This is a genomic window from Paenibacillus jilunlii, from assembly GCF_900102965.1.
Taxonomy (GTDB): domain Bacteria; phylum Bacillota; class Bacilli; order Paenibacillales; family Paenibacillaceae; genus Paenibacillus_AQ; species Paenibacillus_AQ jilunlii.
Map to the genome: position 1 here is coordinate 24120 of NZ_FNGM01000006.1, position 24726 is coordinate 48845.

19 protein-coding genes and 1 pseudogene are annotated in these 24726 nt (G+C 51.6%); all 20 read right to left on the bottom strand.

The genetic code is table 11. The features are described from left to right. Nucleotides 1–62: 62 nt before the first annotated feature. Complete coding sequence (locus tag BLQ82_RS12195) at nucleotides 63–1742, bottom strand: ribonuclease J (protein WP_039834582.1); 1680 nt, start codon at nucleotides 1740–1742, stop codon at nucleotides 63–65. A 525-nt stretch (nucleotides 1743–2267) separates the two neighbouring features. Further along, nucleotides 2268–3143, bottom strand: coding sequence for a 4-hydroxy-tetrahydrodipicolinate synthase (dapA, locus tag BLQ82_RS12200; protein WP_062523296.1), 876 nt, complete (start codon nucleotides 3141–3143; stop codon nucleotides 2268–2270). Between the two features lie 16 nt (nucleotides 3144–3159). Continuing rightward, entirely contained in the window at nucleotides 3160–4380 is a 1221-nt protein-coding gene (gene dapG, locus BLQ82_RS12205; protein ID WP_062523295.1) for an aspartate kinase, read from the bottom strand. Between the two features lie 188 nt (nucleotides 4381–4568). Beyond that, the gene (locus BLQ82_RS12210) at nucleotides 4569–5165 is read right to left on the bottom strand and encodes a dipicolinate synthase subunit B (RefSeq protein ID WP_062523294.1); all 597 of its coding nucleotides are present in this window, start codon (nucleotides 5163–5165) and stop codon (nucleotides 4569–4571) included. Further along, entirely contained in the window at nucleotides 5165–6061 is an 897-nt protein-coding gene (gene dpsA, locus BLQ82_RS12215) for a dipicolinate synthase subunit DpsA (RefSeq protein ID WP_062523293.1), read from the bottom strand. The genes BLQ82_RS12210 and dpsA overlap by 1 nt, the downstream gene beginning before the upstream one ends. Before the next feature lie 211 nt (nucleotides 6062–6272). After that, on the bottom strand, nucleotides 6273–6719 hold the full coding sequence (dut, locus tag BLQ82_RS12220) for a dUTP diphosphatase (protein WP_208810672.1): 447 nt from the start codon (nucleotides 6717–6719) through the stop codon (nucleotides 6273–6275). Next, the gene (locus tag BLQ82_RS12225; RefSeq protein WP_062523291.1) at nucleotides 6697–7962 is read right to left on the bottom strand and encodes a M16 family metallopeptidase; all 1266 of its coding nucleotides are present in this window, start codon (nucleotides 7960–7962) and stop codon (nucleotides 6697–6699) included. Before BLQ82_RS12225 ends, dut begins: the two co-directional genes overlap by 23 nt. 79 nt (nucleotides 7963–8041) lie before the next feature. Further along, the gene (locus tag BLQ82_RS12230; RefSeq protein WP_062523290.1) at nucleotides 8042–9028 is read right to left on the bottom strand and encodes a polysaccharide deacetylase family protein; all 987 of its coding nucleotides are present in this window, start codon (nucleotides 9026–9028) and stop codon (nucleotides 8042–8044) included. A 194-nt stretch (nucleotides 9029–9222) separates the two neighbouring features. After that, a complete protein-coding gene (gene pnp / locus BLQ82_RS12235) occupies nucleotides 9223–11325 on the bottom strand; it encodes a polyribonucleotide nucleotidyltransferase (protein WP_062523289.1) in 2103 nt (700 codons plus the stop codon). A gap of 261 nt (nucleotides 11326–11586) precedes the next feature. Then, nucleotides 11587–11856 (bottom strand): 30S ribosomal protein S15, encoded by a 270-nt coding sequence (gene rpsO / locus BLQ82_RS12240; RefSeq protein ID WP_019910460.1) that lies wholly within the window; start codon nucleotides 11854–11856, stop codon nucleotides 11587–11589. Between the two features lie 150 nt (nucleotides 11857–12006). Then, nucleotides 12007–12954: a bifunctional riboflavin kinase/FAD synthetase gene (locus tag BLQ82_RS12245; protein ID WP_062523288.1), complete on the bottom strand. Its 948-nt coding sequence runs from the start codon at nucleotides 12952–12954 to the stop codon at nucleotides 12007–12009. Nucleotides 12955–12992: 38 nt separating this feature from the next. Next, on the bottom strand, nucleotides 12993–13907 hold the full coding sequence (truB, locus tag BLQ82_RS12250) for a tRNA pseudouridine(55) synthase TruB (protein WP_062523287.1): 915 nt from the start codon (nucleotides 13905–13907) through the stop codon (nucleotides 12993–12995). Further along, nucleotides 13904–14881 (bottom strand): DHH family phosphoesterase, encoded by a 978-nt coding sequence (locus tag BLQ82_RS12255; RefSeq protein WP_062523286.1) that lies wholly within the window; start codon nucleotides 14879–14881, stop codon nucleotides 13904–13906. Before BLQ82_RS12255 ends, truB begins: the two co-directional genes overlap by 4 nt. A 21-nt stretch (nucleotides 14882–14902) precedes the next feature. Beyond that, nucleotides 14903–15256 (bottom strand): 30S ribosome-binding factor RbfA, encoded by a 354-nt coding sequence (gene rbfA, locus BLQ82_RS12260; RefSeq protein WP_062523285.1) that lies wholly within the window; start codon nucleotides 15254–15256, stop codon nucleotides 14903–14905. A gap of 17 nt (nucleotides 15257–15273) precedes the next feature. Beyond that, the gene (infB, locus tag BLQ82_RS12265; RefSeq protein ID WP_062523284.1) at nucleotides 15274–17925 is read right to left on the bottom strand and encodes a translation initiation factor IF-2; all 2652 of its coding nucleotides are present in this window, start codon (nucleotides 17923–17925) and stop codon (nucleotides 15274–15276) included. Then, nucleotides 17923–18241, bottom strand: a pseudogene (locus tag BLQ82_RS12270) (YlxQ family RNA-binding protein); the annotation flags it as partial. The gene infB and the pseudogene BLQ82_RS12270, both read right to left, overlap by 3 nt. After that, entirely contained in the window at nucleotides 18234–18542 is a 309-nt protein-coding gene (gene rnpM, locus BLQ82_RS12275) for an RNase P modulator RnpM (RefSeq protein ID WP_019910454.1), read from the bottom strand. The pseudogene BLQ82_RS12270 and the gene rnpM, both read right to left, overlap by 8 nt. Nucleotides 18543–18577: 35 nt before the next feature. Beyond that, nucleotides 18578–19675: a transcription termination factor NusA gene (gene nusA, locus BLQ82_RS12280; protein ID WP_025705363.1), complete on the bottom strand. Its 1098-nt coding sequence runs from the start codon at nucleotides 19673–19675 to the stop codon at nucleotides 18578–18580. A gap of 26 nt (nucleotides 19676–19701) precedes the next feature. Beyond that, nucleotides 19702–20169, bottom strand: a complete 468-nt coding sequence (gene rimP, locus BLQ82_RS12285) for a ribosome maturation factor RimP (protein WP_019910451.1) — start codon at nucleotides 20167–20169, stop codon at nucleotides 19702–19704. A 200-nt stretch (nucleotides 20170–20369) separates the two neighbouring features. Beyond that, on the bottom strand, nucleotides 20370–24695 hold the full coding sequence (locus tag BLQ82_RS12290; protein WP_062523283.1) for a PolC-type DNA polymerase III: 4326 nt from the start codon (nucleotides 24693–24695) through the stop codon (nucleotides 20370–20372). Between the last annotated feature and the right edge of the window lie 31 nt (nucleotides 24696–24726).

Below are 24726 nucleotides of genomic sequence, written 5' to 3' on the forward strand. Positions count from 1 at the left end.
GAAGAAGGGGCGTTTGGCCCTGCATATTTATTTATTTATTTATTAAGAAGCTGGCTTCTTGATTACACTTCCATGATGATCGGAAGAATCATCGGTCTGCGGCGTGTTTGCTCATAGAGGAAACGGCCTAGTGAATCCTTAACACTTGTTTTCAGTGAAGCCCACTCATTGACCTTCTCGCTCATCAGACGCTGCAGCGTGCCGGATACAATCCGGTTTGCTTCGTCCAAGAGCCCTTCGGATTCCCGTACATACACAAAGCCGCGGGAGATAATATCCGGTCCGGAAACAATAGCGCCGTTCTGCTTGCTCAGCGTGACAACCACTACAAGAATACCGTCCTGGGACAGCAGCTTGCGGTCACGCAATACAATGTTGCCTACATCCCCTACACCCAGTCCATCAATCAGCACGTTGCCTGCTGTTACCTTGCCGGCTCTGCGTGCTGAACCGCCGGAAATCTCAATGACTTCACCCAGTTCAGTGATGAAGATGTTGGCTGGTTCTACACCTACGGATTCCGCAAGCAGTGCATGTCTACGCTGCATCCGGAATTCACCGTGAATAGGAAGGAAGTATTTCGGTTTCATCAGGTTGAGCATAAGCTTCAGTTCTTCCTGGCTCCCGTGTCCAGATACGTGAACACCGGAATTGGATCCGCTGTAAATTACGTTGGCGCCCAGCCGGAACAGTTCATCAATGGTACGGCCGACATATTTCTCATTGCCTGGTACCGGGGTTGCCGCAATAATTACGGTGTCGCCCGGCAGGATGTCAACTTTGCGGTGACTGGAGCGCGCCATACGGGTAAGCGCCGACATAGGCTCACCCTGGCTGCCTGTGCACAATACCACTACGCGGTTGCCAGCCATTCTGTTCATTTCTTCCGGCTCAATCAGCATGCCGTCTGGAACGTGGAGATACCCAAGCTCGGAAGCAATGGATACTACATTGACCATACTGCGTCCGATAACGGTAATCTTGCGTCCCGTAGATTCTGCAGCATTTACTACCTGTTGGATACGATGCACGTTGGAAGCGAAGGTTGCAACCACCACACGCTGTTCGGCTTTGCGGAAAATGTCCTCCAGAACGATGCCGACATTCTTCTCCGAAGGAGTAAAGCCCGGCTTCTCAGCATTTGTGCTGTCTGACATGAGTGCGAGCACGCCTTTTTGTCCGATTTCAGCCATCCGGTGCAAATTGGCAAACTGGCCATTCACTGGAGTATGGTCAAATTTGAAGTCACCAGTGTGAACAACATTGCCCTCCGGCGTCTCGATGCATACGCCGACCGAGTCGGGAATACTATGATTTGTTCTGAAGAAAGTTACTTTGAGCGAGCTGCCCAGTTCAATTTCCGAATCCTCATTAATCAGAATCCGTTTGGTTTCGCCAAGCAGGTTCGCTTCCTTGAGCTTGTTCTCTACAAGGCCCAGCGTAAGTCTTGTTCCGTAAACCGGAACATTCAGGTTCTTGAGCACGTACGATAACCCGCCAATGTGATCCTCGTGTCCGTGGGTAAGAACAATACCTCTGACTTTGTCACGGTTCTCAGTTAAGTAAGAGATGTCAGGAATAACAATGTCAATCCCGAGCATATCTTCTTCCGGGAACTTAAGTCCCGCATCCACGACCACAATATCGTTTCCGTATTGTACCACATACATGTTTTTTCCGATCTCTCCGACTCCGCCCAAAGCGAAAATCGTCAATTTATCGTTGTTGTTTTTTTTGGACAAATGAATCTAACCCTCCTATGATGTTGGACGTCATACTTTTATTTGCAAACAATAAGCTTCATTATCTCAGCGGCGCTGAACACTTCTTCAAATTGCTGATAGCTTCCACGATCAACAAGGAAATTCCATAAGTCTGTAAAATTTCGCCTTGCGAAAATACCTGAATCGGGCAGTGAAACCCTTCTTGAGCGGAAAAACCCCGTCAAAATTCACTGCCCGCGCCCCTTGCGCGAAAATCTGGCAACATTAGCACAGACTTATTCAAGGACCTATCCTGTCTCACAATGTAAAAATACATTGACGGAAGATTACCGCATATTTAATTTTAACCGCACCCAGTCACTTAATGACATTATACATGATTTTTTTGGCAAAAGACAAGTCATCGGCTCCGCAACCCTTTTCTTTCCTAAATTTCAGGGCTGGAACTTAATACTGCGTTAATATTTTTGACATAAAATATACAAAAGCCGGCACCCCTTTAACGAGGAATGCCGGCTTAAAACTGATTATGAATAAAATGCGCTACTTCAACAGCGCAGCAATAAATGACGCTTCTTCTTCTGTAGGAGAAACCAGCGGGAGCCGTACCGTTCCTACATCCACACCACGGAGGCCAAGTGCATACTTCACGGCAGAGGGATTCGGAAGCGGATGCGGACATTCAAACAGCCCCTTGAACACCGGGAACAGCTTGCGGTGAAGTTCGCCTGCCCGTTGTACGTTGCCCGAGATATAGGCTTCAACCATCTCCGCCATCTGCTCACCAACCACATGGCTGGCTACACTGATAATACCGTAGGCCCCTACAGCAAGCGCAGCAAGTCCGGCGGAATCATCCCCTGAATACACACGGAAATCAGCCGGACAGGCTGAAACAATCTGTGTAACCTGATCCACTGACTGGCATTCCTTCGTTGCCACAATGTTCGGAATCTCGGCAAGCCTCAGTGTCGTGGCTGCGCTCATGCTGACGCTGGTCCGGCTGGGCACATTATAGAGAATAACAGGCAGCGCTGTCTCCCATGCTATGGCAGCAAAATGCCGGTACAGCCCTTCCTGATTCGGTTTGTTGTAATAGGGAACAACGAGAAGCACACCGTCCACACCAATCTTCTCCGCTTCCTTCGTCAGATGAATGGAATGTCTGGTGCTGTTGGTGCCTGTTCCGGCGATGATTTTACAGCGGCCTGCGGCCTTCTTCAGCACATAAGCGAATAACTCCAGCTTCTCCTCATCGCTTAAGGTAGGGGATTCTCCCGTCGTCCCGCAGACCACCAGCGCTTCCGATTTCTTTTGCTCAATGAGATAGTCAATTAAGCGTGAGGTAGCTTCCCAATTGATTTCGCCAGAACTGTCAAAGGGAGTTACCATAGCGGTGATTAATCTTCCGAAGTCCACTTTGAATTCCTCCTTGTCAGCGGTGTAATTCAAATTTGGCATGCAACGCGCGCAGCGACTGCACCATATCTTCTTTTTTGACCAGAACCCAAATGGTTGTATTGGAATCGGCAGACTGGAGAATCTGAATATTCTCCGAGCTAAGGGCCTCAACGATGCGGGCCATGATGCCCGGAACGCCGTTGATCCCGCCTCCGATAACCGAGACTTTGGCGCAGCCGGACAGGCTCGAAGGACGCAGCCCCAGCTCCTGAAGTGCAGCAATCGCCTGTTCCGATTTGTCATCGTTCACCGTATACAGCGCTTCAGTTGGCGTTACATTGATGAAATCCACACTGATGCCATTGTCGGCCATGCTTTTAAAAATCTGCAGCTGTACACCGGTTCCGTTGCCATCGGGGCATTCCACAGATATCTGGGTCACGTTGCTGACATAAGCGATCCCCGTGACAAAGCGGTCGACCACTCCATGTGAAACATCGCTGAACCCCTCCGGATGAGTCACGAGCGTACCTTCGGCTTCAGAAAATGTAGACCGGACTCGCACAGGAATCTGGGCCTGCATGGCAATCTCGACGGCACGGGGATGAATGACCTTGGCGCCTTGGTAAGCCATGTTGCAGATTTCGGTATAGCTGACATATGTCAGCTGCTTCGCATCCTCAACAATCCGCGGATCAGCGGTCAGGATGCCGTCCACATCAGTATAGATATCGACCATATCTGCCCGCAGCGCAGCGCCTAGCGCCGTAGCCGAAGTGTCACTGCCGCCGCGTCCAAGGGTCGTAAAATCACCGGCTTCGGTCTGCCCCTGGAACCCGGTTACAATAACTACTTTGTGTTCGCGCAATTCGCGCAGAATACGTTCGGTCCGCACATCCAGAATCCGGGCGTTGCCGTAGTTGTTATCGGTCAGAAAACCGGCCTGAGCTCCTGTCAGCACAGTGGCCGGGACTCCTTCATGCTCCAGTAAGCCGCACAAGGTTGTGGCAGAAATAATCTCACCGCAGCACATCAGAAGATCCTTCTCCCGGCTGGGCAGAGCATCCCCATTCTGCACCGCCCAGTCCAGCAATGTATCGGTCGCATAAGGTTCCCCTTTGCGCCCCATGGCCGACACGACCACGACCAGACTGAAGCCGCTGGCCAGTTCACGTTTGACATGACGGATCACGTGTTCTCTGGCCGCTGGTGTAGAGAGTGAGGTTCCGCCAAATTTTTGTACCAAAATACCCATGTATAATTCCTCCATTACTTCTCTAAGCAAGCACGCTAATACGTACACACTCTATCCATACTGTAAATGGAAAGAATCCGCCTGTGCGGTTCCGTATTCAGGTAGCTGAATAAAGTGTTGAACCGCCCTCGGAATGAGGACGGCAGATGTATACCTGTATGGTCAGAGTGCCTGCATGAAACATATGTCTATGCTGAATGAAACCGTTCGATAATCATCGGCTGCAGCTGGTTGCCCTGCAGAGCCGCGTAGCAGGTTTCGGGAATGAGGTCCATCTGCGCCACAAGCGAATTCGGCTTGCCCTGCGGATTATCCTGGCCGAACGGAACGAAATAAATGTTCTTCGTAACCAGGAGCTTCGCGATATTCGCCGCATTCAGGCCAAGTCCATCATTGGTGGAGATTGCCAGCACCAGTGGGCGGCTGTTGCGCATTTGCGATTTGGCGGCCATCAGCACGGGGCTGTCGGTCATGGCATTAGCCAATTTACTTGTCGTATTCCCAGTGCAGGGCGCGATAGTAAGCACATCCAGCAGCTTGGAAGGACCCAGCGGTTCCGCTTCAACAATTGTAGAAATGATATCATTCCCTGTTATATCTTTCAACTGTTTTAGCCAATTTTCCGATGCGCCAAAGCGGGTGTCCGTATTCAGCACGGATGCGGACACAATCGGCACCACACTGGCTCCGCCATCCATAAACCGCTGAATCTGCGGCATGACCTCGGCAAACGTGCAGTGAGAGCCGGTAATTGCATAACCTACTGTTTTTCCATGCCAATCCATTAAACGTCCCCCCTGTTAAAAGTCTCGTCTGATATCGACTGTACCAGCGCACCCGCCATAATGATCCCGGCAGTTTTGGGAGCAACGACTCCGGGCAGTCCCGGTGCCAGCATGGCCTTGATCCCGCGTTTTTCCGCGTAGCGGAAATCGCATCCGCCCGGGGCGGAAGCCAGATCGATAATTACACAGTGTCTGGGAAGACGCGATAACACCTGTGCGGTGATAATCATACTAGGGATGGTGTTGAAAATAAGATCCGCCTCCGGCGCATGCGCCACCAGCTCCCCGGTCATAAAGGGCTTCCAGCCCATCTCCTCGGCCCGTGCGTAATGCTCCTGTTTTCTTACGCCCACTTTCACGTTTGAACCGAGGCCCTGCAACACTCTGGCCATAGTAAACCCGGTTCTGCCCATACCCAGAACCATTGAGGTAGAACCATGGATTGTAAAATCCGTATTCTGAATAGCCATAACCAATGCTCCCTCTGCTGTAGGGATGGAATTGTAGATCGCTACATCGTCCCTGCTCAGCAGCTCCACCAGCTTCAGCGAATGTCTCTCGCACAGGCCGCGCAAGTAGCCTTTGGCCATACCGGTATAGACCATACAGTTTGGCGGAAGCGCGGCAATATGTTCCTCCAGCAGCTGCAGGCGCTCCGTAGACAAGAGGGCATTGATATTGCCTTCATCATCACACCCCACCGTTGGCAGCACCAGCACATCCGCGCGGCTCAGCAGCTCTACCGACATTTGTTCCAGGCTCACCCCTGGGCTTGGGGCGTCCCACTTGTCGAACCCGGCAGCGCTTACCGTAGCATCCATTTCCACACATTTCCGAATCACTTCAATCTGTCTCGCGTCCCCGCCCAGGAACACGATCCTGATGCCAGTAAGCATAGGGATGACGCTCCTTTCCACATACACACTATCGACTATAGAGCATCTTATGCCGCAGGCTGCGGATGGGTGATGAGCGGAGAAGAAATAATGGGCACTGCAATGTAAGATAAAAAAGCCTGCGGATAAATACCGGTAACGGTATCTCCGCAAGCTTATTGTGCAGCTATTGATGAAAGCGCGCCTTAAAGAAAAGACGGTGAAGCCCTTGTTATTTGCCCGTATGGCCAAAGCCGCCGGCACCGCGCTCAGTTTCCGACAGCTCCTCCACTTGGACAAGTGTCACAGCCGGAACCGCCTGAAAAACCATTTGGGCAATCCGTTCATTCCGGGCAATGGCAAACGGCTCCTGGCCGAGATTGATCAGCAGCACCTTAATCTCTCCCCGGTAATCGGCATCGATCGTTCCCGGCGTGTTCAGGCAGGTAATGCCGTGCTTCAGCGCCAGCCCGCTGCGCGGCCGGATTTGTGCCTCCAAGCCGTCCGGCATGGCCAGGGATATCCCGGTAGGGATTAGTGCACGCTCCCCCGGAGCGAGGACAACCGCTTCGCCCACGGCGGCATACAGGTCATAACCCGAAGCCTGTTCCGACATTTTACGGGGCAGCTCCACATCCTCATTCCCCGAAAGCTTGTTAATTTGAACGTAATAAGACAAGATCATCTCTCCTAACATTGGCAATAGCTTTGTCTGTTGCGCCCACCATCGCTAAAGCGAGCGGCTGTGCAAACATATGATCCAGCAGCTGATTCACGTCATCCATGGTTACCTGCTGGATTTTGGCGATCATATCATCCAGTGTATCATGTCTTCCCAGCATCAGCTCGTTTTTTCCGATACGGTTCATCCGGCTGCTGGTGCTTTCGAGGCTGAGGATCAGGCTGCCTTTGAGCTGCTCCTTGCCTTTTCTCAGTTCATCCTCGCTGAGCCCCTTGACGGCAAGCTCATGCATCATTTCTTTGATCAGCTCGGTAACCTCTTTGGTCTGCTTCGGCGCAGTCCCCGCATATACCGTGAACATCCCGCTATCCGACTGGGAGCTGTGGTAGGAGTAGACCGAATAGGCTAACCCGCGTTTTTCGCGGATTTCCTGGAACATCCGTGAGCTCATGCCGCCACCGATGGCATTGTTCAGCAGCACCATCGGATATTGCAGCGGTCCCCCGCTTTGGACACCCGGGAGAGAGAGGCAAATATGGTTTTGCTCTGTTTTTTTGCGGTGGAACAGCAGTTCGCCATGGAAATCGGGTACCGCCAGCGCTGCGGATTCGCCATGATTCTGAAAAGAACCGAAGTGCTTCTCCAGCAGCTCTTGCAGCCCGTCATTGATGTTGCCGGCTACGCTGATCACTGTGTTCTCAATCGTATACTGTGCCTTCATGTAGGCCCGGAGATCATCCGGGGTCATTTCCTGAAGCCGCTCCTTGAGTCCCAGAATGGAATAGGCCAGCGGGTGCTCACCGTAGGCTGCGGCGCACATCAGATCATGCACCAGATCATCCGGTGTGTCCTCGCACATGGCGATTTCCTCAAGAATGACATTTTTCTCCTTCGCCAGCTCTTCGGCATCCAACCGCGAACGGAAAAACATATCGGCCAGCACATCCACCGCAATCGGCAGATGCTCATCCAGCACTTTGGCATAATAGCATGTATATTCCTTAGAGGTAAACGCATTGACGTTGCCGCCAATAGCGTCGAACTGTTCAGCAATATCCTTGGCGCTGTACCGGTCGGTTCCTTTGAACAGCATATGCTCAATAAAATGAGAAATCCCGTTGTTCAGCGGAGTCTCATTGCGGGAGCCTGTTTTGACCCATATTCCAAAGGAAACGGATCGGCCGGTGGGAATTTTTTCAGTTACCACCCTGAGGCCGTTTGACAACACTATTTTTTCCACTTCTAAATCCTCCTGGCATAGCCCTGGTTCTATCTGTATTTTGGTATACGCGCCTCTTATCCTACCAGAATTAGGCGGCTCACTCAACATCCGCAGGCAGCACACGCTCCGCTGAGAGCGTCTGGCTGACCGTTCCCAGCTGCAAGCCTTTAGCTTTTATTCCCCGGATCATCCCCAGGAGCGCCTGCGATGAAGAAGCTGTCGGGTGCATTAGAATTAAGGTTCCCGGCTCCGCTTTGCTGCTGATTTTGGAAATGATCGAATCCGGAGAAGGATTGCGCCAGTCCACTGTATCCAGCGTCCACAACACTGTTTTCAGCCCCAACGAGGCGGCAATGTCTACAGTCTCCTGGTCAAAGTCGCCGGATGGAGGGGCAAACCAGATATTGGTCACTCCCAGGCTTTCTTTGAGCAGGTTTTGCGTTTTCTGGATTTCGGCTGTGGCCCGCGCCCGGCTCAAAGTGCTCATATTGGGATGGGTATAGGCGTGATTTTCCATTTCATGCCCGCGTTTCAGCATTTCCGCGGCCAGCTCTTTATTGCGGCTGAGCCAGCTGCCGTCCAGGAAAAAGGTGACTTTCACCTTTTCCTGATCTAAGATGTCCAGCATTGGGATAATGTACGGGTTGCCCCAAGCCACATTGATCATCAGGGATACCATCGGCTTCGCCGGATTGCCCCGGTAGATCGGCTGAGCCCCCAGGTCATCCAGTGAAATCTTAGGTTTAATCTGGCGGTACAGCAGCTTTAAGCCAGCATTAGGCCCCTTCAGCTTAGCATTCCGGTATGTTGCCTCCACATCCACTTCCAGCCCGTTATAACCCGGTATAGCCTTCCATACCCGGTCAACGGTTGCATCCACAGGCGGGCTGTTCAGCTTGGCGGCCTTACTCTCGATGCTTGTGCGCAAATCATCCTGGGTTTCTGTGTAGACCCTGCTCCATACAGCCAGCCCAGTCTGCGGCTTAAGCTGGGCCAGCATTTCCTTCACCGGCCCATATGTACTGCCGATCCCGATCACCACAGCAATACAGGCCAGCACAAGTGCCGCTTTTTCCGTCTTCATGACGTCTTTCCTCCCCGGCCGAAACGGTTCATTTGTCCGTCCCGGCACAAGACAGGTGCAGAGACGCTTTGTCCCAGCCTATGAATCCATGAAGAAAAATATGTCCAATGTCTGCAATTTAAAAAAGAGCCAGAACAAAACTGCTTCTGTCTCTTCCGTTCATGTATTTAATTCGTTTCAGGCTTATGGTGAAATTACGCCTTGGCTGCGCCTTCTGAAGTGAGCACAGCTTTGCGCGACAGATTGACGCGGCCCTGCTGGTCGATTTCAGTGACTTTTACAGTAATTGTGTCGCCGATAGCCACTACATCTTCAACCTTGGCTACACGTTCTGTGGACAGCTGGGAAATATGCACCAGTCCGTCTTTACCCGGAATCAGTTCGACAAAGGCACCAAACTTCTCGATGCGTCTGACTGTACCCACATAAATTTCGCCGACCTGTACCTCACGCACAATGCCTTCGATAATGCCGCGGGCTTTTTGAATCATCGCTTCGTCCGAAGAACCGATGAAGACACGGCCATCCTGCTCGATATCGATCTTTACGCCGGTTTCTTCAATGATTTTGTTAATGATCTTGCCGCCTGCACCGATGACATCACGGATTTTGTCCGGATTGATGTTGATGATAATGATTTTTGGAGCGTATTTGGACAGACTTTGTCTAGGCTCGGAGATGGCTTCCATCATTTTACCCAAGATGAACATCCGTCCTTCTTTGGCCTGCTGCAGCGCATCCTGAAGAATCTTACGGTCAATACCGGCGATCTTGATATCCATCTGAATCGCTGTAACCCCTTCAGCCGTACCTGCCACCTTGAAGTCCATATCGCCCAGATGATCTTCCATTCCCTGAATATCTGTCAGGATCGATACATGCTCTCCGTCTTTGATCAGACCCATAGCTACACCGGCTACAGGCGCCTTAATCGGCACACCCGCATCCATCATGGCCAAGATGCTGGCGCAAATACTCGCTTGGGAAGTTGAACCATTGGATTCAATGGCTTCTGACACCAGGCGAATTGTGTACGGGAATTCAGTTTCACTTGGAATCACTTTGGACAATGCGCGTTCCCCAAGGGCTCCGTGTCCAATCTCGCGGCGTCCCGGTGCTCTAAGCGGGCGGGCTTCCCCTACGCTGAACGGCGGAAAGTTGTAGTGGTGCATGAAACGTTTCGTTTCGGCCGGATCAATCCCGTCCAGAATCTGCACATCTCCAAGCGCACCAAGCGTACATACGCTAAGGATCTGAGTCTGTCCGCGTGTGAAGAGCCCGGAACCATGGGTGCGCGGCAGCAAAGCCGTATCGCATTCGATAGGACGGATTTCATCCAGCTTGCGCCCATCCGGACGGATCTTGTCATGTGTGATCAGACGTCTTACTTCATCCTTGACGATATCATGCAATACTTCCTTGACATCCTTCAGCAGCTCCGGTGTTTCTATGTATTTCTCTGCGAAATACTCCACCGTTTCATTGTTGATCAGGTCGATGGCATCCTGGCGGGCATGTTTCTCGGCAATTTTTACAGCTTCGACCAGACGGATCTGTGCATAAGCGCGGACCTCTGCATTCACTTCGCTGTCTACCGTGTGCAGCTTCACGGCCATTTTTTCTTTACCGGCAACTGCAACCAGTTCCTCAATCACAGCTACGATCTTGCGGATTTCATCATGTCCGAACATGATAGCTTCCAGCATAACATCTTCCGGCACTTCATTGGCTTCAGCTTCCACCATCATGATGGCGTCCTTGGTTCCGGCTACGACTACATAAATATCGCTGACCGCTTGCTGCGCAACGTCCGGATTAATGACGAATTCACCGTTAATTCGGCCCACAGCCACACCACCGATCGGTCCGTCAAACGGCACATCGGAAATGCTGAGCGCAGCGGAGGTACCAATCATAGCGGCAATATCCGGCGCACAATCCTGATCCACGCTCATTACCAGATTAAGCACCTGGACGTCGTTGCGGAATCCTTCGGGAAACAGCGGGCGGATTGGACGGTCTGTCAGACGGCTGGACAGAATCGCTTTTTCACTGGGTCTGCCCTCACGTTTGATGAAGCCTCCAGGAATTTTACCAACCGCATATAATCTTTCCTCATAGTTAACTGTAAGCGGGAAAAAATCAAGATCTTTGGGTTCGCTGGAAGCTGTAACCGTACACAATACTGAAGTGTCACCATATCGTACCATAACTGCAGCATTTGCCTGTTTGGCAAGGCGGCCCGTTTCAAGCACAAGGCGTCTTCCGCCAAGCTGCATTTCTACACGTTTTTCCATAAAATCCCTCCTTAAATGGTAGTAGACCTGTCTTTATCATCACAGGTTTCAGCATAACGCCTAATAAATTCTTATCTTTCAAGCAAAAACGGCTTGTCCCCAAGCAGAGGTTAAATAGCCGTTTTGTGCAAATCATATCCACTTGCCGCCTGCAATAGTTTTCCCTAAATTTTCAAAAAGCAACCCGGCTGTCCCGCTGTCGCTCGTAAGAAGGACATACGGTATACAACCAGGCTGCTTTAGGGTAATGATTATGGAAAATTAGCGACGCAATCCCAGTTTTTCGATCAGGGCGCTGTAACGTCTGATGTCTTTGTTCTTCAAATACGCCAGCAGTTTACGACGTTGTCCAACCATCTTCAGCAGTCCGCGGCGGGAATGGTGATCCTTCTTGTGCGTACGCAAGTGGTCAGTCAAATTAACGATGTTCTCCGTTAGGATAGCAACTTGCACCTCAGGGGATCCAGTATCGGATTCATGAGTTTTGTGCTCGTCAATCAATTGATGTTTACGTTCTTGAGTTAATGCCATCCTGTTCACCTCCTTCAATATAATCGCCAATAGCCTCGTCACCGTCGGTGAGAACATGCAACCAAGCTAAGGTTATGATGCTGTCATTCCAGCAACGTTAATCAGTATAGCACCTTCGAAGACAAATGTAAACGGCATGTCCACAGTGAATCAGGATTCTTTTTCCAGCAAGTCTTTGGCGGTGTTGGCATCTTCCCTAATCTGCGCGATCAAGGCATGAATGGAGTCGAACTTGCGTTCAGGACGGATGAAGGAAACCAGCTCCACCTTAAGCTCCTGCCCGTAGATATCTCCCGCAAAATCAAACAGATGCACCTCAAAGCTGGGCGCTGTTACCCCTTCGTGGAAGGTAGGCTTCACACCTACGTTCATTACCCCGTGCAGAACTTCATCCTTATAAAAGACTCTGACCGCGTAGACCCCCTTGGCGGGAATAACATACCGGTCTTCGAGCTGCACATTGGCTGTAGGAAAACCTATAGTGCGTCCGCGCTTCTCGCCATGAACTACCGTTCCCCGCAGATGATAACAGCGCCCGAACCATGTATTCGCCAGGGTAAGATCACCATTCTGGAGACTCTTGCGTATCCCGGAGCTGCTTACCTTCTGTCCTTCAATCAGGAACGGAGGGGCAGTTAGGACATTCATCATCCCATCCCCCAGCTCACGGAGCCGGTCTGGATCACCTTTGCCCAGATAGCCGAAATGGAAATCAAAGCCAACCACGGCAGTTGCAATCTGCAGCGGCAGCAGCATCACAGACACAAAGTCCTCCGGACTTACCCGGGACAACTGCTCGTTAAATTCAATAATATACAAAATATCGACACCCATGCCGGCAAGAATCTCCTGCTTGTCCTTCGCCGGGGTCAAATATCCGTCATAATCCCCCTTGCCCATAACATCCTTGGGATGCGGATGGAAGGTCATGACTGCAGCCGGTATGCCTTCTTTGCGGGCCAGTGCAACAGCGGATTCTATGACACTGGCGTGTCCGCGGTGCAGCCCGTCAAACTGCCCCAGGGCAGCTACTTGCGGCTGTGCCCACTTCGCTGCAGTCTCCGGCGGCAACGGATAGCTTAAGGTTATGGTTCTCACGCTGTTTCTCACCTACAATTCACTAATGAAATTAATAGTCAAGCTTGTGCGAATACTTTTACAGGCGCGATGGCTCCGGTTTCTTCCAATTCATATATTCCCAGAAACCCGCCCTGCTCATCATAAAGCCGAAAATGCCCGTTCCGCTTTACTTCGGGTGCTACATGGCGGGGAGACAGACGCTGCCCCTGCAGCGCTGCTTTTTTCTTCTCGTCCATCACTGTATGTCTGGGCAGATGCGGGATCGCCTCGTCCGCCGCAATCAAATGCTCCTCCAGGGTACCAGCCTCTTTGTGTTCAGCGATTTGTTCGAGGGTCAGGCAATGGCTTGCGGATATCCCGGCAGACATCGTCCGCTCAAGCTTCACCATGACACCAGGTAGTCCAAGCGCACGGCCGATATCCACGCATAGGGTGCGGATGTACGTGCCTTTAGAGCACAGCACACGGAACGTAACATCCGGATGATTACCGTTCCAGACCATGCCGGTCATTTCAATTTCATAGATTTCCACTTCTCGGCTCTTACGCTCAACGGTTTTCCCTTCCCTTGCGAGCTCATAGAGACGTTTGCCGTCAACCTTGACAGCAGAATACATGGGCGGAACCTGAGAAATCACACCTTGAAAAGACTTAAGCACTGCGAGCACTTCCGCTTCCGTAACATGCACCTCATCTACAGTTTCCGTAATCGTTCCGGTTAAATCCTCGGTATCACTGGATAGGCCGAGCCGCAGTGTGGCTACATACTCTTTGGGCAGTTCCTGGATGTATTCCACGACACGCGTAGCCCGTCCAAGACAAAGAGGCAGGACACCTGTTACCTGGGGATCAAGTGTCCCCGTGTGGCCGATCCGCTTCATGCCGAGAATGCGCCGGGCCTTGGCAACAACATCATGTGAAGTGAAGCCGGCAGGCTTATAGACAGCCAGAACACCTGTAAGCTCACTCATAAATGACGTCTGACCTCCTGCAGCACTATTGGAATAGCATCTTCCAGTGTCGCATCGATGCGCGCACCCGCAGCCCGGGTATGCCCGCCTCCGCCAAACACTTGCGCCAAAGCGGCCACATCTACCTTACCTGCAGACCGGAAACTTGCTTTTACGGCACGCTCATGAATAACCTTGAACAGAATTCCTACCTCTACGCCACGGATATTGCGCGGATAGTTAACGATGCCTTCAAGATCTTCGTTTGCGGCTTCGCAATCCAGCATATCCTGAGGTGTTACGGATACCCAGGCAATATCGCCTTCCGGGGAGAGCTGCAATGTACTCAGCGCCCGGTTCAGCACCTTGACCTGCCCCAGTGTCATCTCCTCCAGCAGCGTTTCCGCAAGCGTCGGACCATTGACACCGAGCTCAAGCAGCTCAGACACCGCCGCCATCACTTTAGGAGAAGTATTGCTGTAGCGAAAGCCTCCGGTATCCGTGAGCAGTCCGGTATAGAGGGCGGTCGCGATATCAATATCCCATTCCACCTCAAATGTCTTCAGCAGATCGAATAAAATCTCCGCAGTTGCAGCAGCATCGGGTTTAATCAAATTAATGAAGCCATAACCGTTGTTCGTAGGATGATGATCAATATTTACGATGAGGGCATCGGGGGCAAAATGGCGCTGGGTCAGTCCTACACGCTGAAAATCGGCGCAATCAACGCAAATGACATGGCTGTACCCGCGGGGAAGCTCCCCTTCTGCCAGATTGACTATCTCACCGGCATGCCACAAGTATTCCATCCGCTGCGGGATCGGCCCTTCGTTCAGCATAGTATATTTTTTGCCCAGACATGAGAGAAGCCAGCCCACCGCGAGGGTGGAGCTGACTGCATCTCCGTCCGGCTGAATATGCGACACTACAAGATAGTCGTCGTGTTCCAGCAGAAACTTACGGGTCTGCTGGAGACTTTGTTCATAGCTCTGCATTCGCCGTCTCCTTTATGTTTCCTAGCTTTCTTCATTCTTGCCGATTTCACCAAGCAGCTTCTCGATATGGCTTCCGTAAGCAACGGATTCGTCAATCTTGAAGATCAGCTCAGGCGTATGGCGCAGGCGGATCGCTTTGCCAAGCTCCGAGCGGAGAAAGCCATTGGCCTTCTCAATCGCTTTTAGGGAACCTGTGACCTGCTCTTGGTCCCCGAAAACACTCAGGTACACTTTGGCCTGTGACAGATCGTTCGTCACATCCACGCCGGTAACAGTTACAAACCCGACGCGGGGGTCTTTAAGACCGCTTTGGATCAGCTGGCTAAGTTCTTTTTTGATCTGCTCGCCAACCCGTCCGGCTCTGATTTTAGACATCTATATCACCTCTTCGCTTAGCGCTCAACCGTCTCCATGATAAACGCTTCGATAATGTCGCCTTCGACGACATCATTATAGCGTTCCAAAGTTATGCCACATTCATAACCCTGTGCCACTTCTTTGGCATCATCCTTGAAACGCTTCAAGGTGTCGATCTTGCCTTGGAAGACAACAATACCGCTGCGGATCAGGCGCATTTCGGCATTGCGGGTAATTTTGCCTGAAGTAACCATACAACCTGCAATGGTTCCCACTTTGCTGATTTTGAAGACGTTGCGCACTTCGGCATGGCCGATAATGTTCTCTTTGTAGACGGGATCAAGCATGCCTTTCATGGCACTTTCAATTTCTTCGATTACATTGTAAATGATGTTATGCAGACGGACATCAACTTTTTCCTGCTCGGCTGCGGCTTTGGTCTGGGCATCCGGACGCACGTTAAAGCCGATTACAATCGCATTGGAAGCCGCCGCCAGGGTAATGTCGGATTCCGTAATCGCACCCGCACCACTATGGATAATCTTCACACGCACGCCTTCAACTTCAATTTTGGCTAAGGAGCCTTTGAGTGCTTCAACTGAACCCTGCACGTCACCTTTGATGATCACGTTCAGGTCTTTGATCTCGCCTTCTTTGATGTGCTTGAACAGATCATCCAGCGTTACCCGGGTGTTCGTATTCAGCTCAGACTGGCGCTGTGTTGTGGAACGTCTGTCTGCAATCGCACGGGCTTTACGCTCATCTTCAAACGCCATGAACGGATCGCCGGCTTGCGGAACTTCAGTCAGACCCGTGATTTCCACTGGTGTGGAAGGACCTGCTTCCTTGATCTTGCGTCCTTTGTCATTCACCATGGCGCGTACACGTCCAAAGCAGTTCCCTGCTACAAAGGCGTCGCCGACCTTCAGCGTACCATTCTGTACCAGAATCCGGGCAACTGGTCCACGGTTCTTATCAAGCTCTGCTTCGATGACGGTACCGCGTGCCCGTTTGTCAGGGTTTGCTTTGTACTCATTCACTTCGGCAACGAGCAGAATCATTTCCAGCAGCTCTTCAAGGTTGATGCGCTGTTTGGCTGACAGGTTAACGAAAATCGTATCTCCGCCCCACTCTTCCGGCACCAGCTCATAGTTGGTAAGCTCCTGCTTCACCCGGTCAGGGTCTGCACCCGGTTTGTCGATCTTGTTGACAGCAACAATGATCGGCAGGCCTGCAGCCTTGGCATGGTTGATTGCTTCCACCGTCTGCGGCATCACGCCGTCATCGGCGGCAACTACGATAATGGTCATATCCGTTACCTGGGCACCACGGGCACGCATCGCGGTAAACGCTTCGTGGCCCGGTGTATCGAGGAACGTGATCTTTTTGTGGTTGATTTCGACTTGATAAGCACCGATATGCTGGGTAATCCCGCCGGCTTCGCCGCCGGTTACATTCGTTGAGCGAATGGCATCCAGCAAGGTCGTTTTACCATGGTCAACGTGACCCATGATGGTTACGACCGGAGGACGAGTCTGCAGATCCTCTTCGGAATCGTTCTCTTCCACTGTCTCAAAGCTGTCTTCATCCACTGGAATCTTGACTTCAACTTCCACTCCGAATTCGCTGGAGAGCAGCAGAATCGTGTCAATGTCGAGCTCCTGGTTAATTGTAGCCATAACCCCCATGGATATCAGCTTCTTGATGACTTCAGAAGCGTCCTTATGAAGCAGCTTAGCAGTTTCACCGACAGTCATGCTGCCGCGGACAATGATTTTCTTAGGGGTGTTGTCGATTTTTTCACGGACCGGCTGATTGCTTCGGCCACGGTTGTTTTTACCGCCCCGGCCGCGGAAATTACCGCCTTTGCCGTCTTCAAAACGTTTTTGACCGCTGTTGTTGTTCGGTCTGCCGCCGTTAGTGTTCTTCTTGGGTCCTCTGTCGCCGCCACGGGAGAAATCTCCGCCGCCTTGGCCTTGCGGACGGCTGTCAGCGGTACGCGCTCCGCCTTGACCCTGTGGACGGTCTCCAGTACGTGGCGCACCGCCGCCTTGGCCTTGCGGGCGGCTGCCTGTAGAGCTGCCTTGCGGACGGCTGCCCGTGGAGCTGCCCTGCGGACGGTTGCCCGTAGAGCTGCCTTGCGGACGGCTGCCCGTGGAATTGCCTTGCGGACGATTGCCGCCTGTGGAATTGCCTTGCGTGCGTCCGCTAGTGGAACTGCCCTGCGGGCGGCTGCCTGTGGAGCTGCCTTGCGGACGGTTGCCGCTTGCACTGCTTTGCGGGCGTGAATTTTGTGCTGAACCTGATGTTGCTCTGCGGGAATCTTGTCCGCTTTGGGGCCTTGGGGACGTCGTCGATTGGTTGTTGTTTTGGTTACTGTTCATACCTACCTGCTTTTCCGGTTGATTTTTGTTGGCATTCTGAGCGCTTTGGGGTTCAGCGGTTACCGTTCCGGCAGATGCCGGACGGCTGCTGGTTCCGCTATCCCGCTTGGCTGCAGCATTTGACTTGATATCCTTGAAGAACTGTTCAACTTTGCTCACGGAGCCATTCTCCATGACACTCATATGATTATTCACAGGAACATTCAAACGCTTCAGAATTGTAATAATTTCTTTACTGCTCATGTTGAGCGATTTCGCGTATTCATACACGCGCAGCTTATCCTTATTGTCTTCTTTAGTCAATAACTCCACCTCCGACAGTATCTCCCAGCACTCTGGAGATCATTTCCGCGAATCCTTTATCCGTAACGGCCAGCACTACGCGCTGGTCTTTACCAATACTTGCACCGAGTTCATCCCGGTGAAATGCGATTACTAGTGGAATATCGTAGGTCCCGCACTTGTCGCGGAACTTTTTCTGAGTATTTTCTGAAGCATCACCAGCCAGGACGACCAGCTTCGCCTCCGAAGACCGTACCGCTTTCAGCACAGCTTCGTCGCCGGTGACAATCTTGCCCGCTCTCATGGCAAGCCCTAAATAAGAAAGTGCCTTACTCATTGTCCTCACTATCCTTTGCTGCCAGAAACTGCTCCTCCACGGATGCAAAATCCCGGGCAAGCTGGGCATAAATTTCCGGACTCACTTGACATTTGAGTGCACGGTCAAGTGCTTTGTTCTTTTGTGCCAGCTTAAAACATTCCAGTTTGCCGCATATATAAGCGCCACGGCCCGACTTTTTGCCTGTCAGGTCAATCAGCACTTCGCCCTCCGGCGTTCTCACCACGCGAATCAGCTCTTTTTTGGGCATCATCTCCTGGCTGGCAACGCATTTGCGCAGCGGCACCTTACGCTGTTTCATGTCAATCGCCTCCCCTCTAAAATAGAGCAGGTTGATTAGTCAATGGAGACGGAATCCTGATGCATTTCATCATTAGAAGTTCTTGGTCTGCCGTATTCCTGCTCTGCCTGGCTTTCGCTCTTGATATCAATTTTCCAGCCGGTCAGCTTGGCGGCAAGACGGGCATTCTGCCCTTTAATGCCGATTGCCAGCGACAATTGATAGTCAGGAACAATGACACGCGCCATTTTCTCCGCTTCAAAGACCTGAACCTCAAGCACCTTGGATGGACTAAGCGCATTAGCCACATACTCCTGAACCGCATCGGAATAACGGACGATATCAATTTTCTCACCGCGAAGCTCCGTAACGATCGTCTGAACGCGTGTGCCTCTAGGGCCTACACATGAACCAACAGGATCCACTTCCGGGTTGCGCGAAAAGACGGCAATCTTGGAACGGAAGCCCGCTTCCCGGGCAACGGAACGAATTTCGACAACACCGTCAAAAATTTCCGGGACCTCAAGCTCGAACAGGCGTTTCAAGAGCCCGGGATGACTGCGGGACAGCATGATCTGCGGCCCTTTGGTCGTGTTCTCAACCTTGGTGATATAAGCCTTGATACGTTCGCTTTGCTTGAATTTCTCACCCGGCATCAGTTCGCTGAGCGGCAGAACCGCTTCGATCTTGCCCAGGTCAACATAGATGTTGCGCATATCCTGGCGCTGTACAAGGCCGGTAACAATGTCATCTTCCTTGTCGATAAAAGCGTTATAGATCAGTCCGCGCTCTGCTTCACGAATGCGCTGGGTGACCACCTGCTTGGCCGTCTGGGCGGCAATGCGGCCGAAATCACGCGGCGTTACTTCAAGCTCGGCGATATCCTCCAGCTGGAAATGCGGGTTGATTTCACGCGCAGACATCAGCGAGATTTCGGTGCGGGTATCCAGCACCTCCTCGACAATCAGCTTGCGGGCGAACACCTTGATTACGCCTGTGTTGCGGTTCATGTCGACACGCACATTCTGCGCGGCATTGAAGTTGCGTTTATAACTCGAGATCAGCGCAGCTTCAATGGCTTCGAACAACACATCCTTGCTGATGCCCTTCTCTCTTTCCAGTTCATTCATAGCTTCAATAAAATCCATACTCATGAAATTCCGGTCCCCCTTTCAAGACGTTAAAAAATAATGGCCAATCTCGCACTGGCGACTTTGGCGTACGGTACAACATGTTCTTTTTTGCCCGCGGAGATGAGCAGTTCCTCGTTCTCGAACGAGAGCAAACGACCTTCGAATTCCTTGAGTCCCTGAATCGGCTCATATACCGTTACATAGACGTCCTTGCCAACCGCTTTGGCAACATCCGCAGCCTTTTTGAGCGGACGCTCAGCACCAGGTGAGGAAACTTCAAGAAAATACGCCTCAGGTATAGGATCATTCTCATCCAGCTTCTGGCTGAAATATTCGCTGATGGCACCACAGTCATCAATATCAATGCCGCCTTCTTTGTCAACAAATATGCGCAAAAACCAGTTGGAGCCTTCCTTCACATATTCAACGTCCACCAGTTCGAAACCATTGTCCTCGAGATAGGGCCCGAGCATCTGCTCTACCGTTTGTTTAATTTTGGATTTGGGTGTGCTCAAAAGAAGATAACCTCCACGAACTTGTCTTTTGCTATATACCAAAGATAAAGAGTGGGTTTCCCCACTCTTTACACAACGGACTTATCTCATTATTACCAAAAAAATTATACCATAGTGCATCTGCACTGACAAGTGCCGGCCCTTGACTGCCTTATTCGGCAGGGCATAAAAGGAGGTTCAGCTCCACTTTGTAGGGTAGTTTAGAACAGGGACAGCTGGTTGCTCTCCGGCAATCCGCGGAAGCAGCCCATGCTGTTCAGCAGTTCGATAACCGTCTTGCTCGCCTTCGATTTCTGCTGGAAATCCTCAATGGACAGGAACTCTCCGGCTTCCTTGGCAGCAGCGATATTGATGGCGGCATTATCCCCGATTCCGGCAAGCGAAGAGAATGGGGGAATCAGGCTGGTGCCGTCAACGGTAAATTTGGTGGCGTCGGAACGGTACAGATCAATATTTTTGAAGGTGAAGCCGCGCGCGGTCATCTCCAGAGCCATTTCCAGCACAGGCAGCATCGCTTTTTCCTTCGGCAGCGCCTGGAAGCCCTTCTGCTCAATTTCGACGATTTGCCGGCCGATCGCCTCATAGCCTTTGCAGCATAATTCAATGTCAAAATCGGCCGCCCGGACCGAAAAATAGGTCGCATAATATTCAATAGGATGATACAGCTTGAAGTAAGCCGTGCGTACTGCGGAAATAACATAGGCGGCAGCATGCGCCTTCGGGAACATGTACTGGATCTTCAGACAGGAATCAATATACCATCCCGGAACCTTGCATTTCTTCATTTCCTCAATCCATTCGGCAGACAAGCCCTTGCCCTTACGGACACTCTCGGTAATTTTGAAGGCCAGGCCTGCATCCATTCCCGCCTTGTAAATCAGGTAGAGCATGATATCATCGCGGCAGCCAATAACCGTCTTGATGTTGCAGGTGTTGTTCTTGATAAGCTCCTGGGCATTCCCCAGCCATACCCCTGTGCCGTGGGACAATCCGGAGATCTGCAGCAGGTCGGCAAAGCTTGACGGCTTCGACTCTACAAGCATCTGCCGGACAAACTTGGTGCCCATCTCCGGCACTCCATAGGTGGCTACCGGTGTGCGGATCTGGTCCGGTCTGACTCCCAGCGCCTCCGTGGAATTGAACATGCTCATCACCTTGGGATCATTCATCGGAATGGTCGTCGGGTCAACGCCTGTCAAATCCTGAAGCATACGCATCATGGTCGGATCATCGTGTCCCAGAATATCGAGCTTCAGCAGGTTCGCATCGAACGCGTGATAATCGAAATGGGTTGTTTTCCATTCGGCAGTGACGTCATCTGCAGGATACTGCACCGGAGTGATATCTTCAATCTCCATATAATCCGGCAAAACGACGATACCGCCGGGATGCTGGCCTGTACTTCGTTTCACTCCTGTGCAGCCTGCCGCCAGACGCCCGACCTCGGCTCCGCGCCAGCGCTTCTGATGATGCTCCTCATATTTCTTCGTAAAACCGAAGGCGGTCTTTTCAGCTACTGTACCGATAGTCCCTGCCCGGAAAACATTGTCCGGCCCGAACATGGTCTTGGTGAAATTATGGGCATTCGGCTGATATTCACCCGAAAAGTTAAGATCGATATCGGGAACCTTATCTCCCTTAAACCCGAGGAAGGTTTCAAAGGGAATATCCTGCCCTTCTCCTCTGAGTTTGCCTCCACAGTCCGGGCAGTCCTTGTCCGGAAGGTCGAAGCCGCTCGGCACACTGCCGTCAAGGAACCACTCACTGTGCCGGCACTCCGGATTGGCGCAGATATAATGGGCAGGCAGCGGATTTACCTCGGAGATCCCGAGGAAGGTGGCTACTACTGACGAGCCTACGGAACCACGGGAGCCTACCAGATAGCCGTCCTGGTTCGATTTTTTCACCAGCCGCTCCGAAATCAGATAGTTGGCAGAGAAGCCATATTTGATAATCGGCGCCAGTTCTTTTTCAAGACGGGCGACGACAACCTCGGGCAGCTCTTCCCCATAGATCGATTTTGCCGTATTGTAGCAGGTATTGCGGATTTCTTCGTCGGCACCTTCAATAATAGGTGTGAACAGCTCGCTTGGGAAAAGCGGATATTCCTCAAAACGTTCAGCCAGTGCTACAGTGTTAGTGACAACAACCTCCAGCGCTTTTTCCGCACCGAGGAATTCAAATTCAGCCAGCATCTCATCCGTTGTGCGGAAATGGGCGTCCGGCTTGCGCTGGTCCTTCAGCGGGCTGAAGCCGGTAATTCCATGAATCGTAATATCGCGGAACAGCTTGTCCCGCGGCTCCAGATAATGCACATTCCCGGTGGCAATAACCGGCTTGTTCAGCTGATCGCCAATCTCACAGATCTTGCGCACAACGTCACGCAAATCATCCGGACTGGCCACAAACCCCTTGTCCACCAGGTGCATGTACATGGTCAGCGGCTGTATCTCAAGCACATCGTAAAATTGTGCAACTTCCATCGCTTCTTCAGTGGTCTTGTTCAGCACCGCTTCGAAAAACTCTCCCCGTTCACAGCCGGAAATCACTATCAAGCCGTCCCTGTGCTCTTCAAGCTTGGACTTTGGAATGCAAGGTACACGTTTGTAATACTCCGTATGTGACATGGAAATCAGCTTATACAGATTCTTTTTGCCGGTCGGATTAAGCGCATAAATGCCGCAGTGAAACGGCCGCACATTGGAGAGGTCGTTGCCGACATAATCATTCAGCCGCTCCAGACGGGTGATGTTCTTCAGCTTCTCCGCGTCAGCCAGCAAGCCGTTCAAAATGCCACCCAGTGCAACGGTATCGTCCACCGCACGGTGATGGCTCTCCAGCAGTACTTTATATTTATCCGCCAATGTGTTCAGCCGGTGATTCTTCATGCTCGGGAACAAGAGACGGGCCAGCTCCAGTGTATCCAGCGAGGGGTTGGGCAATACCGGCTTGCCCAGCTTCGTCAGTGATGCCTGGATAAAACCCATATCAAATCTGGCATTGTGGGCGACCAGGATGCTGTCCCCGACAAATTCCACGAACTCCTCCAGCACAGGCTCCAGATCCGGCGCATCCTTCACCATTTCATCGGTGATGTTGGTCAGCTGCTGAATATGGTAAGGGATCTTTTCATGCGGATTGACAAATGTCGTATAACGGTCCAGCTCCTTGCCTTCGCACATTTTGATTGCCGCAAGCTCGGTAATATTGTTGCGCGTAATCGATAAACCGGTGGTCTCGATATCGAACACAACATAGGTAGCTTTCTTCAGGTCCAGCGGCTGCGGATTCTCAACAATATTCACCGAGTCATTAACGACATTGGCTTCCACGCCGTAGAGCATTTTGATTTTGTGCTTGTGGGCGGCGTGATCTGCATCAGGGAAACTCTGGACTACACCGTGATCCGAGACGGCAATCGCCGGATGCCCCCATTTTGCGGCTGTTTTAACATAGGCATCAATGGGTGTGACCGCATCCATTGTGCTCATCGTCGTATGCAGATGGAATTCTACCCGTTTTACTGGAGCCAAATCTTTACGTGCAGGCGGCGCCTGCACCTCGGACAGATCCGAAGGAATCATGACCAGCTCGGGAATCTGCATAAAACGGTCGTATTCCACTTTGCCGCGTGCTCTGACCCATTTGCCGTTCGCCAGTTGTCCCATGACCTTCAGATCTTCCTTAGTCTTGGCAAACATCTTGATTTGCAGCGAATCCGTAAAGTCCGTGATACAGAAGGTGAACAGCGTATTGCCGTTGCGCAGCTCTTTGCTCTCAAGGCCAAAGATGGTTCCCTGGATGGTGATTTTCTTTTCTTCATCCTGGATTTCAATGATCGGTACAGCCTGCTCCTTGATCTCATATCCAACCTGGAGCTTGATCACTTCGTTCGGATCCCCTTCGTCTTCAGGCTCGTCCGGCTCGCTGGCCATCATCATCATTTCCACCAGCTCCCGCTGCTCCTGCTGCAGCTTCTGCTGGAACTCCTCATAGGCATCCGCTTTGCTCTCATTCTCGGCAATCTGCAGCTTAACCTTCAGGGAGAGGCCGAAAAATTTATCGTAAAATTTCACAATCGCGCCTTCGATGCCTTTCTTACGGGCCAATTCGAGGGACATGGAGTCGTTCAGGCTCAGCAGCAGCGTACCGTCCTGCAGTTCTTGGGTGGAACGCGTCAGCCAGCCATTAACAGAAGGAATCTCCCGCTGCACCCATTCCAGAAAAAGCCCCCAATATTCCTGCACAAGCTCCGCTCTGCTGATTTTTTCATCATATAGGAACAAAAAGCTGACTTTGGCAATATGCTGCAGCTTCTCACGCATTCTGAGTATAAAGGTCCGGTACGTCTGGGCCGGAACCAAACTTTCTTTGACAATAACAATGTGCCAGTCACGATTGCCGCGGCTGATCTCCACACGTTCAATATGTCCGTCCAAGAAGTAGGGATCAATGATTGCGGGCGGAATTTCTCCCTGCTTCATTAAAAGCTCGAACCGCTTTCTTCTCTCCACGTTCTGTTCCATGCTTCCCCCACCTAACTTACGCAATGATAAA

Coding starts and splice junctions, on each gene's coding strand:
- dapG (WP_062523295.1), bottom strand. CDS start 4,380: ATGGGTATTTTGGTACAAAAATTTGGCGGAACCTCACTCTCTACACCA.
- BLQ82_RS12210 (WP_062523294.1), bottom strand. CDS start 5,165: ATGGATTGGCATGGAAAAACAGTAGGTTATGCAATTACCGGCTCTCAC.
- dpsA (WP_062523293.1), bottom strand. CDS start 6,061: ATGCTTACTGGCATCAGGATCGTGTTCCTGGGCGGGGACGCGAGACAG.
- BLQ82_RS12230 (WP_062523290.1), bottom strand. CDS start 9,028: ATGAAGACGGAAAAAGCGGCACTTGTGCTGGCCTGTATTGCTGTGGTG.
- pnp (WP_062523289.1), bottom strand. CDS start 11,325: ATGGAAAAACGTGTAGAAATGCAGCTTGGCGGAAGACGCCTTGTGCTT.
- rpsO (WP_019910460.1), bottom strand. CDS start 11,856: ATGGCATTAACTCAAGAACGTAAACATCAATTGATTGACGAGCACAAA.
- truB (WP_062523287.1), bottom strand. CDS start 13,907: ATGAGTGAGCTTACAGGTGTTCTGGCTGTCTATAAGCCTGCCGGCTTC.
- BLQ82_RS12255 (WP_062523286.1), bottom strand. CDS start 14,881: ATGCAGAGCTATGAACAAAGTCTCCAGCAGACCCGTAAGTTTCTGCTG.
- rbfA (WP_062523285.1), bottom strand. CDS start 15,256: ATGTCTAAAATCAGAGCCGGACGGGTTGGCGAGCAGATCAAAAAAGAA.
- rnpM (WP_019910454.1), bottom strand. CDS start 18,542: ATGAAACAGCGTAAGGTGCCGCTGCGCAAATGCGTTGCCAGCCAGGAG.
- nusA (WP_025705363.1), bottom strand. CDS start 19,675: ATGAGTATGGATTTTATTGAAGCTATGAATGAACTGGAAAGAGAGAAG.
- BLQ82_RS12290 (WP_062523283.1), bottom strand. CDS start 24,695: ATGGAACAGAACGTGGAGAGAAGAAAGCGGTTCGAGCTTTTAATGAAG.